The organism is Rhodococcus sp. NFXS4 (genome assembly GCF_058139645.1).
Window position 1 is genome coordinate 2,856,109 of the sequence record NZ_CP192221.1, and the last position, 15,989, is coordinate 2,872,097.

General features: G+C 70.5%; 6 protein-coding genes and 1 riboswitch. Of the genes, 5 read left to right on the top strand and 1 reads right to left on the bottom strand.

Features of this window, described 5'->3' with window-relative positions; genetic code table 11:
* Window positions 1-296 precede the first annotated feature (296 nt).
* Window positions 297-415: riboswitch (SAM riboswitch) on the top strand.
* A gap of 227 nt (window positions 416-642) precedes the next feature.
* From J4E04_RS13335 to J4E04_RS13355, 5 genes are all read left to right on the top strand, one after another.
* Window positions 643-1,998: a bifunctional o-acetylhomoserine/o-acetylserine sulfhydrylase gene (locus J4E04_RS13335; RefSeq protein WP_490148775.1), complete on the top strand. Its 1,356-nt coding sequence runs from the start codon at window positions 643-645 to the stop codon at window positions 1,996-1,998.
* Window positions 1,995-3,146 (top strand): homoserine O-acetyltransferase MetX, encoded by a 1,152-nt coding sequence (metX, locus tag J4E04_RS13340; protein ID WP_261769652.1) that lies wholly within the window; start codon window positions 1,995-1,997, stop codon window positions 3,144-3,146. The genes J4E04_RS13335 and metX overlap by 4 nt, the downstream gene beginning before the upstream one ends.
* Before the next feature lie 177 nt (window positions 3,147-3,323).
* Window positions 3,324-13,829, top strand: a complete 10,506-nt coding sequence (locus tag J4E04_RS13345; RefSeq protein WP_490148776.1) for an amino acid adenylation domain-containing protein — start codon at window positions 3,324-3,326, stop codon at window positions 13,827-13,829.
* Window positions 13,826-14,830 carry an ATP-binding cassette domain-containing protein gene (locus J4E04_RS13350; protein ID WP_056447647.1) on the top strand — a complete coding sequence of 335 codons (1,005 nt, stop codon included), beginning with the start codon at window positions 13,826-13,828 and terminating at the stop codon, window positions 14,828-14,830. The genes J4E04_RS13345 and J4E04_RS13350 overlap by 4 nt, the downstream gene beginning before the upstream one ends.
* Window positions 14,827-15,666 carry an ABC transporter permease gene (locus J4E04_RS13355; protein ID WP_056447645.1) on the top strand — a complete coding sequence of 280 codons (840 nt, stop codon included), beginning with the start codon at window positions 14,827-14,829 and terminating at the stop codon, window positions 15,664-15,666. The genes J4E04_RS13350 and J4E04_RS13355 overlap by 4 nt, the downstream gene beginning before the upstream one ends.
* On the opposite strand, the gene J4E04_RS13360 is transcribed toward J4E04_RS13355, so the two are convergent.
* Entirely contained in the window at window positions 15,663-15,929 is a 267-nt protein-coding gene (locus J4E04_RS13360; protein ID WP_027503762.1) for a DUF3017 domain-containing protein, read from the bottom strand. The two genes, J4E04_RS13355 and J4E04_RS13360, sit on opposite strands and share 4 nt — an antisense overlap.
* Window positions 15,930-15,989 lie beyond the last annotated feature (60 nt).

The following is a 15,989-nucleotide window of genomic DNA, read 5'->3' on the forward strand; positions in this document are numbered from 1 at the left end:
CGCGACGCGTCGGCGGCGCACCCGCAGCCGATCCGCCGCGGGGTCCGCGGCAGCAGCGGGAAGGACGTCGAACGCGACGGAGGGGGGTGTCACGAGCTCACTTTCGGGTCTGCGCCCGTCGTCGATCGTTCATGATCGATTCAGAAGCGCTCGGGTGGTCAACGACGACGGGCGCCCCGAGAGGCGCCCGATCACCTGACCAGTCTGACCGTCGGCACGATCATTCGCCAATCGAACGATCGTGAGTTCGGCCACCCTCGTGCCGTCGACACCCGACCCGCTACCATTCCCGCCAAGGTCATGAGTGCCAGCATCGAGCCCCGGCTTGCTGGCCGGCAACCCTCCAACCGCGGTGGGGTGCCCCGGGTGATGACCGGGTTACTCGGCCCGCACGGGCCGAGAGCAAGCGCGGGCCCGTCTCCTCGGGCCCACCGACCGACGATCTCGGAGGTACCCATGTTCTCCCACCGACTGTGTTGTAGCCGGCGATAGGCCCCGACCCTTCTCTCCACGAAGATCGGCTCGCCTACTGCGCTCTGCACACGGTGAGGTGCCTCTCGTGCTGCGGGCGTGGCGGCTGCCGACGTGGACCCCACTCGAGCACTCCACTCGAGCACCACCCCCACGAGGAGCACGACACCCATGACCGATCACACTTCCGACACCGGTGCCACCGAGGGCGACGTCGTCGACGCAGCCGGAGCACCCGTCGAGGATCCGGCACTGAACTGGAGCTTCGAGACGCGGCAGGTGCACGTCGGACAGGTTCCCGACGTCACCACCCACGCGCGCGCCCTGCCGATCTACCAGACGACGTCCTACACGTTCGACAACACCGACCACGCCGCCGCGCTGTTCGGGCTCGCCGAGCCGGGCAACATCTACACCCGCATCATGAACCCGACGCAGGACGTCGTCGAGCAGCGCATCGCGTCGCTCGAGGGCGGCGTCGCCGCACTGCTCGTCTCGTCCGGCCAGGCCGCCGAGACGCTGGCGATCCTGAACATCGCCGAGACCGGCGACCACGTCGTCTCCAGCCCCCGTCTGTACGGCGGCACGTACAACCTCTTCCACTACACGCTGCCCAAGCTGGGCATCACCGTGTCCTTCGTGGACGATCCGGACGACCTCGACCAGTGGGAGAAGGCCGTCCGCCCCGAGACCAAGGCGTTCTACGGCGAGACCATCTCCAACCCGAAGAACGACATCTTCGACATCCGCGGAGTGTCCGACGTGGCACACCGCCACGGCATCCCGTTGATCGTCGACAACACCGTGGCGACGCCGTATCTGATCCAGCCTCTGAAGCACGGTGCGGACATCGTGGTGCACTCGGCCACCAAGTACCTCGGCGGCCACGGCACCGCGATCGCCGGCGTCATCGTCGACGGCGGTGGCTTCGACTGGACACAGGGTCGCTTCACCAACTTCACCACCCCCGATCCCAGCTACCACGGTGTGGTGTTCGCCGATCTCGGCGCTCCGGCCTTCGCACTCAAGGCCCGCGTGCAGCTGCTGCGCGACATCGGCGCGGCGGTCTCCCCGTTCAACGCGTTCCTCATCGGCCAGGGCATCGAGACACTGTCCCTGCGCCTCGAGCGACACGTGCAGAACGCGACGGCGGTCGCACAGTTCCTCGAGCAGCGCAAGGAGGTGACCAGCGTGAACTACGCCGGGTTGCCGTCCTCCCCGTGGTACGAGCGCGGACATGAACTCGCCCCGCGCGGAGCGGGTGCCATCGTGGCGTTCGAACTCGCGGGCGGTGTCGACGCGGGCAAGCGTTTCGTGGATGCGCTGGAGCTGCACAGCCATGTCGCTAATATCGGAGACGTGCGTTCACTGGTGATCCATCCCGCGTCGACGACGCACTCGCAGTTGACGCCGAAGGAGCAGCTGGCCTCCGGAGTCACCCCGGGCCTGGTGCGACTCGCAGTCGGTATCGAGGGAATCGACGACATCCTGGCCGATCTGGAGAAGGGTTTCCGGGCCGCATCTTGACACTCGATCTCCACTCGCCAGCCCGTCCGTCGGCATTTCCGCCGGCGGACGGGCAGGTGGGCACCGTGCACATCGGCGACGTTCCCCTCGAGAGCGGACGCGTGGTTCCCGACGCGACGGTCGCCGTGCAGCGGTGGGGCGAGGTCTCGCCCGCGCGGGACAACGTCGTTCTCGTCCAGCACGCGCTCACCGGGGACTCGCACGTGACCGGACCGGCCGGACCGGATCACCCGTCGCCCGGGTGGTGGACCGGCATGGTGGGTCCCGGCGCACCCCTCGACACCGATCGCTGGTGCGTGGTGGCGACGAACGTGCTCGGCGGGTGCCGAGGTACCACGGGTCCCGCGTCGCTCGATCCGGACGGTGTCGCGTGGGGATCCCGATTCCCGGCCATCTCCATCCGCGACCAGGTGGCGGCGGAGCGCATGGTCGCCGACGCCCTCGGCATCGACCGCTTCGCGGCGGTCGTCGGCGGCTCCATGGGCGGTATGCGCACTCTCGAGTGGCTGGTCTCCTACCCGGACCGTGTCGCCTCGGCACTGGTGCTCGCCGTCGGTGCGCGCGCGTCCGCCGACCAGATCGGCACCCAGACCACGCAGATCGCCGCCATCACCGCCGACCCCGACTGGCAGGGCGGTGACTATCACGCCTCCGGTCGCGCTCCGCGTGCCGGACTCGCCGTCGCTCGGCGCATCGCGCACCTCACCTACCGCACCGAGCACGAACTCGACGCCCGGTTCGGCAACGAGCCCCAGATCGGCGAGGACCCGCTGAACGGCGGGCGCTACGCGATCGCGAGCTACCTCGAGCATCAGGCGACCAAGCTCGTCGACCGCTTCGACGCCGGGACCTACGTGCTGCTGTCGGAGGCCATGAACCGGCACGACGTGGGCCGCGGGCGAGGCGGGCTCGAGGCGGCCCTGGGGTCGGTCCGCACGCCGACCATCGTGGGCGGCGTCGACTCCGACCGGCTGTACCCCCTGCGGCAGCAGCAGGAGATCGCCGATCTGATCCCCGGGTGCGACGGGTTGCGCATCATCTCCTCGCGCGACGGCCACGACGGCTTCCTCACCGAGCCCGACGCGGTGTCCACGATGCTCGTGGCCACCATGGCGTTGGCCTCCGACGCACTCGCGGCGAAGGACTGACCCTCACGCTCCCCTGTGCTTGGCAACTCTCACAAAGAAACCTGAAGTCCTCGAGGACGAGGGAAATCAAGTTTCTGGTTTGTTAGTGTTCGACATCGTGTGGTCTGCACCGCAGCGCTCGACGCTGCGGTGACCGAAGGGCCCACCGTGGGGATGCGAGCGAGCCGGGGGAACAGCATGTCGGACGATCACCCGGGCTCGGGCGCGGGAGCGGACGACTACACGGAGGTCTTCGATCTCACCCGCGCGCAGCGGGACATGTGGTTGCTGCAGGAACTCGACCCCGAGGTCACCTTCGCCGTCGCGCACTACATGGACATCCGCGGCCCGCTCGACGTCGATCTTCTCGAGCAGGCCATGCGCCTCGCCACTCTCGACACCGGCTCGATGCTCACCCGACTCGTCACGAGTGACGCGCAGGACGAGCGCGTCGACTCCGACTCGCTCCGCCAGCGGCTCGACCTCTCGCTCCTCGACATCGACCTCGATCGCATCGACGTCAGCGACGACGAGTTCCCCGAGGAGGCGGCGGCCGAGATCATGACGGAGTTCACCCGTCCCCTCGACATGTATCGGGACGCGCTGGGCTACACCGCCGTCATCACCCTGGCCGAGGACCACCACTACTGGTACGCCCGCGGCCATCACGTGGCCATCGACGGCTACGGAGCCTCGGTCGCCGCCGCTCGCACCGCCGAGATCTACACCGCGCTGGTACGCGGCGAGGATCCACCGCCGTCGCGAGCACGGCATCCCCGAGCCTTCGCCGAGGCCGAGGCGCGCTACCGGGCGTCGTCGCGGTACGAGCGCGATCGAGCCCACTGGGCCGGTCTGCGCGACGTCCTCGGCGAGCCGGTCTCGATGTCCGGGCGGGTCGCGCCGCCGTCCGCGTTCAACCACCGCTGCGACACGCTGCTCGGTACCTCGGCGGACCGGACGGTTCACGACGCGGCGGAGCGTCACGGATCCACCGTCGCGGTCGTCGTCGCCGCCGCGTTCGCCGCGTTCCTCGCGCGTGTCACCGACACACCCGACGTCGTCCTGACGATGCCGATGGCCGCCCGCGTGACGTCGTGGATGCGCGAATCGGCGTCCATGGCCGCCAACGCGGTACCCGTGCCCGCGCACTGCGGCGGCGGCGTCGACATCGGCTCGGTGGTCCGCGAGGTCGGGAACCGCGTCAGCGAATCACTCCGTCACCAGCTGCTTCCCGCCTCGGAGATCGCCCACCTGCTCGGTGCCCCCGGCGTCACCCTCGGTCCCACCATCAACCTCATGATGTTCGGCGAACGTGTGGTGCTGGGCGACATCCCGGCCGATCTCGAACTACTGACCTCCGGACCGACCGCGGACATGGCCGTGACGGTGCACGAGAGCACCACCACGGGTCGCCTGCGGGTGGACCTCGAGGGCAACCCCGCCCTGTACACGGCCGACGAACTGGTCGTCCACAGCGAACGGTTCGCCCGCTTCCTCGTCGACTTCGCCGAGGCCGACGTCGACACACCGCTGCGCGCGCTGTCTCTCGTGACCGACGAGGACCGCGCCGCCGTCCTGCCGGCACTCGATCCGCTGGTGCCTCCGTTCGCCACGTTCGCCGACATCCTCACGCACGGGCTGGTGCTGGGCGAGAAGGTGCCCGCCGTCGTCGACGGCGACATCGCAGTTTCCTATCCCGAGCTCGACCGCCGCTCGGACGCCCTGGCCCGCGAATTGCTGGATCTGGGTGTCGGTCCCGACGTCATGGTCGTGTCCGCGCTGCCCCGCTCGCACGCGTCCGTCACCTCGGCCTGGTCCATCGCGAAAGCGGGCGGCGCGTACGTGCCGGTCGACCCCGCCCTGCCTGCCGACCGGATCACCACCATCATCGGCGACAGCGGCGCGCTGGTCGGCATCACGACGAGCGCACTGGTGAATTCGCTTCCCGCGCAAGTTGAGTGGGTCCTCGTCGACGAGGAGAGAGCACCGCTCACCGGCGAGGGCCTCGTGGGAGCACGGCGCCCCGGACCGGACGACCTCGCCTACGTGATCTACACCTCCGGCAGCACGGGGACGCCGAAGGGCGTCGCGGTGACGCACCGGGGCTTCGCCGCGATGACGTACGCGGCTGTCTCGGCGCATCGTCTGCCGCGCGGCGCGCGGGTGATGCACTTCGTGTCACCGGGATTCGACGCCTCCGTCCTCGAGATGGTGCTGGCCTTCGGGTCCGGCGGGACGCTGGTCGTCGTGCCGACCGACGTGCACGGGGGCGAGGAGCTGGCCGAGGTGCTCGACTCCCAGCGCATCGACGCCGGTTTCATCACGCCCTCGGCCCTCGCCACCGTTCCTGTGGCGCCGGGCGCGGGTCCGCGTGCCATCGGAGTCGGCGGGGACGTCGTCCCGGTCGCGCTGGTGGACGAGTGGGCGCCCGGACGCCGGATGGTCAACGTGTACGGGCCGACCGAGAGCACGGTGGCGGTGACGTTCGGTCCCCTGGTCGCCGAACACGAGGTGGAGCTGGGGTCGCCCTTCCCGGGTATCCGCGCCTTCGTCCTCGACAGCTCGCTCGCACTGACACCGCCCGGCTGTGTGGGTGAGCTCTACCTCGGCGGTACCGGCATCGCTCGCGGGTACCTCGGCCGTACCGCCCTCACGTCCGAACGTTTCGTCGCCGATCCGTTCGGACACTCCGACAGGCTCTACCGCACAGGCGATCTGGTGAAGTGGACCTCCCGCGGCACCCTGGTCTACCTCGGGCGCCGGGACAGCCAGGTGAAGGTGCGCGGATTCCGGATCGAGCTCGGCGAGATCGAGGAGGCGCTGCGCGCGCTGCCCGACGTCGCGGACGCCGCCGTGGTGGTCCGCGGTGACGGCACCCTCCGCACCGTCGAGGGCTACGTGCGCATGACGCACGCGGGCGCCGTCGCCGACACGCTGCTCGACGATCTCGCTCTTCTGCTCCCCCACTACATGGTGCCGAACCGGCTCACGATCCTCGACGAGATGCCGTTGACGCCGAACGGCAAGATCGACAGGCGACGCCTCCCCGAACCGCGTGCCCGTGAGAGCCGTCCCGCGCGCGCTCCGGAATCGGAGAACGAACTCCTGGTGGCGAGCGTCCTCGCCGACGTCCTCGGCCTCGACGACGTGGCCGCCACCGACGACTTCTTCGAACTGGGCGGCAACTCCCTGCTCGCGACGAGAGTCGCCGCCCGGATCTCCACGGTGGGGGGCCATGCCCTCGGGGTTCGCGAGGTGTTCCGGCATCCCGTGGTCGAAGCGCTCGCACTGCACCTGGACGACGGCACCCCGTCCACCGGCGATCAGGACGGGCCCGTGCCCGTCGACCGTTCCGTGCCGATCCCCGCCTCGCCGTCCCAGCGCAGCATGTGGTGGATCGAGCAGTACCGGCCGTCGGCGACCTATCACGTGCCGCTCGCTCTCCGCGTCACCGGTACGTTCTCGGTCGAGGCGGCGCGGGCCGCGCTTCTCGACGTCCTCGATCGTCACGAGAGCCTGCGCACACTCTTCGACCGCGACGACGCCGTCGACGGACCCGTGCAGCGTGTCCTCGACATCGACACGGCCACAGCTCTGTTCGATGTCGACGTGCTCGACGCGCCGGACACGGACGCCGTCCTCCCGGCGCTGACGGACGTCGCGTCCCGCCCCTTCGATCTCGCCGTCGACCTGCCCCTGCGCGCCCGGATCGTCCGCGTCGCCGGCACGTCCGGACCGGCGGCCGATCACGTCCTGGCTCTCGTCCTCCACCACGTGTGTGTCGACGGGTGGTCGCTCGGCGTGCTGGCCACGGACCTCGTCGTCGCGTACTCCGCGCGGCTCGAGGATCGCACCCCGGCGTGGTCCCCGCTGCCCGTGCAGTACGCCGACGCCTCGGAATGGAAGCGGCTGGCACTCGGGTCCGCGGACGATCCGGAGTCGGCTCTCGCGACGTCCGCGGCCTGGTGGGCCGACGCGCTCGCGGATCTCCCCGACGTCCCCACTCCCGGTGCCGATCGCCCGCGTCGCGCGGAACCGTCCGGACAGGGCGCGACGGTGTCCGTCGTCCTCGACGGCGATCGTGGAGTGCACGTCGATGCCCTCGCCCGCCGAGTCGGCCTGTCCCACTTCATGATCGTGCACGCCGCACTGGTCCTGGTGCTGAGTCGGTCCGGAGCAGGCGACGACGTCACCATCGGCACTGCCGTCGCCGGACGCGATCACCCGGACCTCGACGGGGTCGTCGGCATGTTCGTCAATTCCGTGGTGCTGCGCACCGTGGTCGACGGCGCGGCGACCGTCGCCGACCATCTCGACGCCGTGCGGGCGGCCGACCTGGACGCGTTGGCCCGAGCGGACATGCCCTTCGACACCCTCGTCGATCTCCTCGACCCACCGCGCACTCCGGGCCGCCACCCGCTGTTCGACGTCATGCTCACCACCCGCAGCACGCCGGACACGTCGGGCGCGGTGGGCGATGCACGGGTGACCGCCCACGGTATCGACGTCGCGCGGGCGAAATACGACCTGGAACTGGTGCTCGACGAGTCACCCGGGCATGCCGGCCCGCGGTCGAGCATCGATCTCACCTATGCCACCGACCTGTTCGACGAGCGCACCGCGCGGGCAGTCCTCGATCGACTGCTGGCCGTGCTCGACGCGATCGCCGCCGACCCCGACGCGCTCGTCGCCGACATCGACGTCCTGCTGCCTCCCGAGCGCGCGGCGACGGTACCGATGCGGGAACGAGCGCGAGCTCGGTCGACGGACTCGACCTCCGCGCTCGACGCTCTCGTGGCGCATCACGCCGAGGCCACTCCGGACGCGGTGGCCGTGGTCGAAGGCGACCGGCGGACCACCTACGCAGAGCTCGAGGCACTCGTCGCCCGCGGCGCCGCACGCCTCGTCGACAACGGCGTCTCCGCCGACACGCGTGTGATCGGCCTGCTGCGACGCTCGACCGAGTCGGTGGCCGCGATCCTCGCCGTCTCACGCGCCGGCGGTGCCATCGTGCCCGTCGATCCCGACTACCCGGCGGACAGGCGCTCGTTCATGGTGCGTGACAGCAAGACGCTGCACGCCGTCTGCTCCGATCCCTCGGACGTCCCGAGCGACGGCTTCCTGTGGTCCACGACCGACTCACTGTTCGCCGAGGAGAACGTCCCGACGTGTCCCGACGACGGTGGCTGGGTGGTTCCGCTCGGCTGCACGGCGTACGTCACCTACACGTCGGGAACGACCGGACGCCCCAAGGGCGTCCAGGTCACACGTCAGGGATACGCGAACATCACCAGCGAACTGGTGCGCGCCTACGGGGCGGACACCGACGCCCGCGTGCTCGCCTTCGCCTCTCCCAGTTTCGACGCCTCGATGCTGGAACTGGGCCTCGCCTTCGGATCCGGAGGCGCGCTGGTGGTGGTGCCCCCCGGAGTCGTGGGCGGTACGGAACTGGCGACGCTGCTGCGCCGCCACGACGTGACGCACTGCTTCCTCACCCCCTCCGTCCTGTCGACGCTCTCCGCCGACGACCTCGTCCCCGGCGACCCGGTGCTACTGTCCGCACTCGGCGTCGGCGGCGAGAACTTCGGCTCGGAACTGCTCGATGCGGTCGCGCCCGGACGCACCGTCATCAACATCTACGGGCCCACCGAGACCGCGATCTGCACCCACGCCAGGACGCTGCACGAGGGTGACGACGTCGCACTCGGGCGCCCCGTCGCCGGGATGCGGGCAACCGTGCTCGACGCCTCGCTGCAACCGGTGCTGCCCGGAGTCGAGGGCGAACTGCACCTCGCCGGAGTACAACTCGCACGGGGTTACCTCGACCGGCCGGGCCTCACGGCGACACGCTTCGTTGCCGACCCGTTCGGCCCGCCGGGAAGCCGGACCTACCGCACCGGCGACCTGGCCCGGTGGACCTTCGCGGCCGATCCCGACAGCACCGAACCGGTCGTCCGCATCACCGGTCGCAGCGACTTCCAGGTCAAGATCCGTGGTCTGCGGATCGAGCTCGGCGAGATCGACGCCGTGCTCGCGTCGGCACCGGGTGTCGGTGGAGCCGTCACGCTGACGACGCCGGGACCGACCGGCGAGACCCTGCTCGTCTCCTTCGTCCATCCCGTCGTCGACGAGCCGGCCGCCCTGCGATCGAACGATCTGCTCCGCCTCGCCCGCACTCGGCTGCCGCGTCACATGGTGCCCACCGCGATCGTCGTCGTGGACGCGTTTCCGCTGACACCGGTGGGCAAGCTCGACCGTGCGGCGTTGCCGATGCCGTCCGTCCTCGTCGACGAGGACGACCGCGCTCCCGGAACCGCCGCGGAGGCAGCCCTCGCGGGTGTACTCGCGCAGGTCCTGGGTGTCGAGCGGGTCGGTGTCACAGCGGACTTCTTCGCGCTCGGGGGAACGTCGCTGACCGCGACGCGCTACGCCGCGCGCATCACCGAGGTCACCGGTGTGCCCGTCGCCGTGCGCACCATCTTCGATCGACCGACGGTCGCCGAGCTCGCCGAACTGCCCGAGTTCGCCGACGTGACAACAGATCCGGGCACCCTCCCATCGGCCGCCGCGGTGACACCCGCGGAGCGACCCGATCCCGTCCCGCTGACGCCGGCGCAGCTGTCGATGTGGTTCTCGTCGAAGGTGGCGAGCACCGCCACGGCGTACACGATCGTGGCCGGACTGCTCGTGGAGGGTCCGCTCGACGTCGACGCCGTCGGTGCAGCCGTGAACGACGTGATCGCGCGGCACGAATCGCTGCGCACCGTGTATCCCACGGTCGCGGGCGAGCCGGTGCAGGTGGTCCTCGACGCCGCTCCCGTCTCCGTCGAGCTGGTCACACCTTCCGACCCCGACCTCGATCCGTCGGCGCCCGAGGTGCAGGCGGCACTCGACGAGGTCGCCCGGCGACGGTTCGATCTCGCGACCGAGGCTCCCGTCCGTGCCGTCGTGGTGCGCCTGTCGGAGCACAGCCACGTCGTCGGCGTCGCGGTCCATCACATCGCCGCCGACGGCGAATCGGTGGCGCCACTCACCACCGACCTGCTGCTGGCCTACGAGGCTCGCCGCACGGGAGTCGCACCGGTGTGGCCGACGGAGCCGGTGCAGTACATCGATCACGCGCTGGCACTCACACTCTCGGTGGGCAGCGCCGACCACACCCGCGCCGTCGACTTCTGGCGCTCCGCCCTGGACGGTGCTCCCCCCGTGCACTCGGTACCGCTGGACAGCCCGCGCCCCGACCGGCCCACCGGCCGCGCCGACGTCGTCGACGCGGTCCTGAGTCCGCAGGTCCGCGAACGCGTGCTCGCCTGTGCGGCCGATCACCGCGGTACCGAGTTCATGGTGGTGCACGCAGCACTGGCCGCGGTGCTGGCCGCGCACACCCCCGGGATCGACCCGCTGCTCGGAACGGCGGACGTCGTCGTCGGCACCCCCTACGCGGACCGCGCCGGAGCCGAGTCGATGGTCGGCATGGCGGTGAACACCCTCGCGCTGCGGGTGCCGGTGTCGTTGGCATCCACCTTCGACGAGATCGTCGAGCTGGTGCGGGACCGCGATCTCGCGGCGCTCGACCATGCCGCGGTTCCGTTCGAGACGCTGGTGTCGACACTGCAGCCCGAACGTCATCCGGCACGCCACCCGATCGTCCAGATCATGCTCTCGGTCCACGCCGCACCGCCGCTGCACCTCGATCTCGGCGGGCGCACCGTCTCCGCCCTCCGCCTGCCCGTGGAGCGATCCGCCTTCGATCTCGTCGTGACCGTCCGCGCCCGGACGGACGGTGGTGCCGACGTGTCGGTCACCTATGCCCGAGACCTGTTCCTGCCCAGCACCGCTCGTCACCTGGCCGACGCCGTGGTGGACACCTTGGACCGCGCCACGTCCGATCCCGCACTGTCGATCGCGAGCCTCACGGGCCCGTCCCGCCTCCCGTCCGAGACGGAGCTCCTGGACGTGCTCGTCGAGCGTGTCGCGCGCGACTCCCCGGAGCGCGTGGCCGTCGTCGCTCCCGAGGGCACCCGCACCTACGGTGAACTCCTCACCGCCGCAGACGCTCTCGCCGACCGCCTCCGCGCGGCCGGCGCCGGGCCCGGACGCACCGTGGCGCTCGCGATGAGCCGGTCCGCGTCCTCGGTGACGGCGTTCTGGGCCGTCGCGAGGACCGGCGCGACGATCCTCCCTCTCGATCCGACCTATCCCGAGGAACGTCTGAGCTACATCCTCGACGACGCGGAACCCGTCCTGGCATTGCGAGCGGCCTCGGATCCCGTGGTCGCGCCGGACGCCGTCAGGTGGTGGACCCTCGACACCGACGGAACGCCCGATCACCCCTCCACGCCCGACGCGGCCCTGCCGGCCGCGGTCCGGCGCAGCCTCGACGACGTCGCCTACCTCGTCTACACCTCGGGAACGACCGGGCGCCCGAAACCCGTCGGCGTCACCCATCGCGGCATCGAGAGCCTCGCCGTCGCCCTCGGAACCGCGTTCGACACCGACCGGACGTCTCGCGTCCTGCACGCGGCGTCACCGGGGTTCGACGCGGCGATCCTCGAGATGTTGCTGATGGTGATCCGCGGATCGACGTCCGTGGTCGCGCCGCCCGCCGCCTACGCCGGCAGGGCGCTCGAGGCCCTGATCGAGCGTGAGCGCGTGGACGTGCTGTTCCTGACGCCTGCCGCGCTGGCGACCCTGGATCCTCACACCGTGTCGGGCGTGCGGTCGGTGGGCACCGGCGGCGAGGCGCTTCCCGCGGCTCTGCTCGAGGCGTGGGCCCCGGGTCGCCGCATGGTCAACGCCTACGGCCCCAGCGAGACCACGGTGGCGGCGACGACCGGCGTCCAGCGCGCCGGCCGCGCACCCCACATCGGACTCGCCGTGCCCGGGACCGCCCTGCGCGTGCTCGACACGACACTTGCCGAGGTCGCCGACGGCGACGTGGGTGAGCTGTACGTCTCCGGACCCGGAGTGGCACAGGGCTATCCGGGACGCCCGGGGCTCACGGCGGCACGCTTCGTGGCCGACCCGTCGGGACGCCCGGGCGGCCGGACGTACCGCACCGGCGACCTGGTGCGGGTCGCATCCGACGGCATGGTCGAGATGACGGGCCGATCGGACACCCAGAGGAAGATCCGCGGTGTCCGCATCGAACCCGCCGAGGTGGAGGCCGTGCTGGCCGCACATCCGGCCGTGACGTCGGTGGCCGTCGTCGTCGAGGAGAACTCCGTCGGCGCGGCGCTCGCGGCACACGTCACGGTGCACGGCACCGTCGACTCCGCCGCCCTGCGGAGCTTCGCCGCCGAGAAGCTCCCCCGTGCCCTCGTCCCCGCGACGGTCACCGTGCATTCGTCGTTGCCGCGCACCCCGCACGGCAAGGTCGACCGACGCGCACTGCTCATCCCCCTGGGCCGGCTCGAACCGCTGGCTCCGGATCATCTGAGCGCCGCACCTACCCGGCCGACCACCGCCACGGCGATCGCGCCCGCCCGGTCGTTGCTCGACACCGTCCGGAGCGTCTTCGCCGACGTGCTCGGGGTGGACGCCGTCGGCCCGGACGACGACTTCTTCGCTCTCGGCGGGAACTCCCTCGCCGCGGTGCGGGTCATGGACGTCCTACGTGAGCGCCTCCGTGCCGACATCGCTACCGACGTCGACCCCGATTCCATCGACGTCACCTGGTTCTTCGACGCAGCCACCCCGGCTGCGTTGTCCGCTCGCTTACAGGAGCTGATCATGCTCGACGACAATCACGGCACCCGAGGCGACGGCGGCAGCCACGCGAACGGTTCCTCCACGAACGGCTCGGGCACGAACGGGTCCGCAGCCAACGGAACCGCCACGAGGACCGGATCACACGCGGCACCCCCGCCCGTCGCCGAGCCGTCCGCTCGCACCCCGAAGCCGCCGGTCCGCCGCACCAGCACCGACGCGGTGCTGCCGTTGCGTGCCGGCGACGACGGTGTGACTCCCCTCATCTGCGTGCATCCGGCGATCGGTCTCTCCTGGAGCTACACCGGACTGCTGCCACACCTCGATCCGTCGATCCCGGTGCTGGGTCTGCAGGCCCGCGGCATCGGCATCCCCGCACCCGAGCCCGCGTCGGTCGCGGAGATCGCGCGCGACTACGTCAACACCGTGCGCGCCCAGTTCCCCACCGGCCCCTACCGACTCCTCGGGTGGTCACTCGGCGGTCTCATCGCCCACGCGATGGCCGTGGAGATCGAGAAGCTCGGCGACGAGGTCGAACTGTTCGTCATGGACGCGTATCCCCTCGCCGGAAGCGACCGCCCGCGCACCGAGATGTCCGTGGCGTCGCTGATGCGTGAGTTCCTTCCTCTCGAGGTGACCGTCGACGACGACATCGATCTCGACGAGGCCATCGCCATGATCCGCGGCGCGGGGGGACCGACCGCCCATCTCGACGAGGGGCAGATGCGACGGCTGTACGAGCGCTACCAGCTGTTCGTCGACCTCGGCCACGACCACACCCCGGCCCGGTTCTCGGGCGATCTCCAGTTCTTCTCCGCGACCGTCGATTCCGATCCCACCCTCACGCCGTGGGCATGGCGGCGCTACATCGCCGGGTCGATCACCGACTACCCCGTCGACGTCCCGCACAACGCGATGGGCACGCCGGACGCGCTGGCCGCCGTCGCACGTCGCCTCGGCGGTGTGCGTCCGGCGCTGCTCGCCGGTGCCCGGTGACCGCCGGACTCTCCGGAGGAGCGACTCTCGCCGTCGACGTCCGATCGTTGGTCAAGGACTACACGGGACGACGTAACACGCACCGGGCCCTCGACGGCGTCGACCTCACGGCCGCTGCGGGACAGGTCACCGCGGTACTCGGCCCCAACGGCGCCGGCAAGACCACCACGGTGCGGATCGTCGCGACGCTGATCCGGCCCACGTCGGGTTCCGTCCACGTCGCGGGCGTGGACGCCGTGAAGGACCCGCGCACCGTGCGTGGGCTCATCGGGCTGTCCGGCCAGTACGCCGCCGTCGACGGTCGGCTCACCGGCTACGAGAACCTCCGGATGCTCGGGCGGCTCTACGGGCTCAGCAGCAGAGACGCACGCGCGCGGGCGCGCGAGCTCCTCACCCGGTTCCGCCTCGACGACACGGGAACCCGCTCGGTCTCCACATTCTCCGGCGGTATGCGCCGCCGTCTCGATCTGGCGGGCGCGCTGGTGGCGCGGCCACCCCTCATCGTGCTCGACGAACCCACCACCGGTCTCGACCCCCGCAGTCGGAACGACATGTGGGACATCGTCACCGACCTCAAGGCGGACGGAACGGCAGTGCTGCTCACCACCCAGTATCTCGAGGAGGCCGACCGACTGGCCGACGCGATCGTCGTCGTCGACGGCGGTGTCGTCGTGGCCAGGGGCACCCCGTCCGATCTGAAGTCGCGCGTCCGTCCGCCGTCCGTCGAGGTGCGCCTCGCCGACCCTCGTGACCTGCGCCTGGCAGCGGATCTGCTTCCGCGGATGAACTTCCGCGTGCACCGCGCCTCTGCGTCCGCCGGGTGGTTCACGGTGGATGCGCCGTGGGGCAGCGAATCCATGGTCGACGTGCTGAGTCGCCTGCACGGCACCGGTATCCGTGTCGGCGACGCGCGGGTGAACGTGCCCGATCTCAACGACGTCTTCTTCCAGTCGACCGGTAGCGCGTCCCCCGCCGCCGCCCTCGCGACGGCCACCGCATGACCGCCGAACTGGTCGGTCCCCGCGGAGTCCGGGAGCAGAACGCCTCGAGCTTCCTCGTCGACTGCGTGACCATGACCCAGCGCAACCTGCTGACCATCCTGCGGGTCCCACAGTTGTTGCTCGGAGCGACGATTCAGCCCCTCATGTTCGTCCTGCTCTTCAGCTACGTCTTCGGCGGAGCACTGGGCGGTGCCACCTACCGCGAGTTCCTCATGGGCGGCATCTTCACGCAGACCGTCGTGTTCAGCGCCGCGTTCACGGCCATCGGGCTCGCGACCGACAGCAAGGAGGGCATCGTCGACCGGTTCCACTCGCTGCCGATGTCGCGTCTGTCCATCGTGCTGGGGCGCACTCTCTCCGACATGCTCGTGTCGGTGGTGAGCATCGCCGTGATGATAGGCGCGGGCTACGCCGTCGGGTGGCGTATCCGCGGGAGCGCTCTCGACGCGCTGGGCGCCGTACTGCTGCTGATGTTCTTCGGCTTCGCCATGTCGTGGATCGGCGCCGTGGTCGGATCCGTCGCCAGCACTGCCGAGAGTGCCCAGAGCGCGCTCATGATCATTCTGTTCCCGATCACGTTCATCTCGTCCGCGTTCGTGCCGTCCTCGACGCTGCCGGGTCCGCTCCGCGCTGTCGCACAGTGGAATCCGATCACCTCGGTGGCCCGGTCGACGCGCGAGTCGTTCGGCAATCCCACCGCACCGTCCGTCGCGATCCGCGAACCGATCAACTGGGCGTCGACACACCCGATGCTGTACTCGGTGATCGTCTCGCTGCTGATCCTCGCGATCTTCGTCCCGTTGACATTGCGGGTGACCCGCTCACGCGAGGGCTAGTCCGTCCCGAGCGGATCGATCGAGACGGCGAGCCACACCACCGCGCTGCCCACAGCAGCCAGGGAGAAGGTGTCGAAGGCGCGCGACCGCACGGCCAGGATCCCGACACGCTCACTTCCGAGGCACAACCGGCACGCGGCGGCGATCAGGGTCGCGACACCGAACACGAACGCACCGCGGCGCCACCGGTCGGCGAGCACCAGGACCACGGCGACGACGATCACCAGCACGACGGCGACCACCGGAATGCTGCGCCGGAGCATGTCCCGCGCCGGCCTCCGCCGCGTCGGCTTTCTCACGAACGGCCGGCCTCCGGCCTTCCC

Bases quoted from the DNA above. Each gene is read 5' to 3' on its own strand.
- J4E04_RS13335 (WP_490148775.1), top strand. From the start codon at position 643: ATGACCGATCACACTTCCGACACCGGTGCCACCGAGGGCGACGTCGTC.
- J4E04_RS13345 (WP_490148776.1), top strand. From the start codon at position 3,324: ATGTCGGACGATCACCCGGGCTCGGGCGCGGGAGCGGACGACTACACG.
- J4E04_RS13355 (WP_056447645.1), top strand. From the start codon at position 14,827: ATGACCGCCGAACTGGTCGGTCCCCGCGGAGTCCGGGAGCAGAACGCC.
- J4E04_RS13360 (WP_027503762.1), bottom strand. From the start codon at position 15,929: ATGCTCCGGCGCAGCATTCCGGTGGTCGCCGTCGTGCTGGTGATCGTC.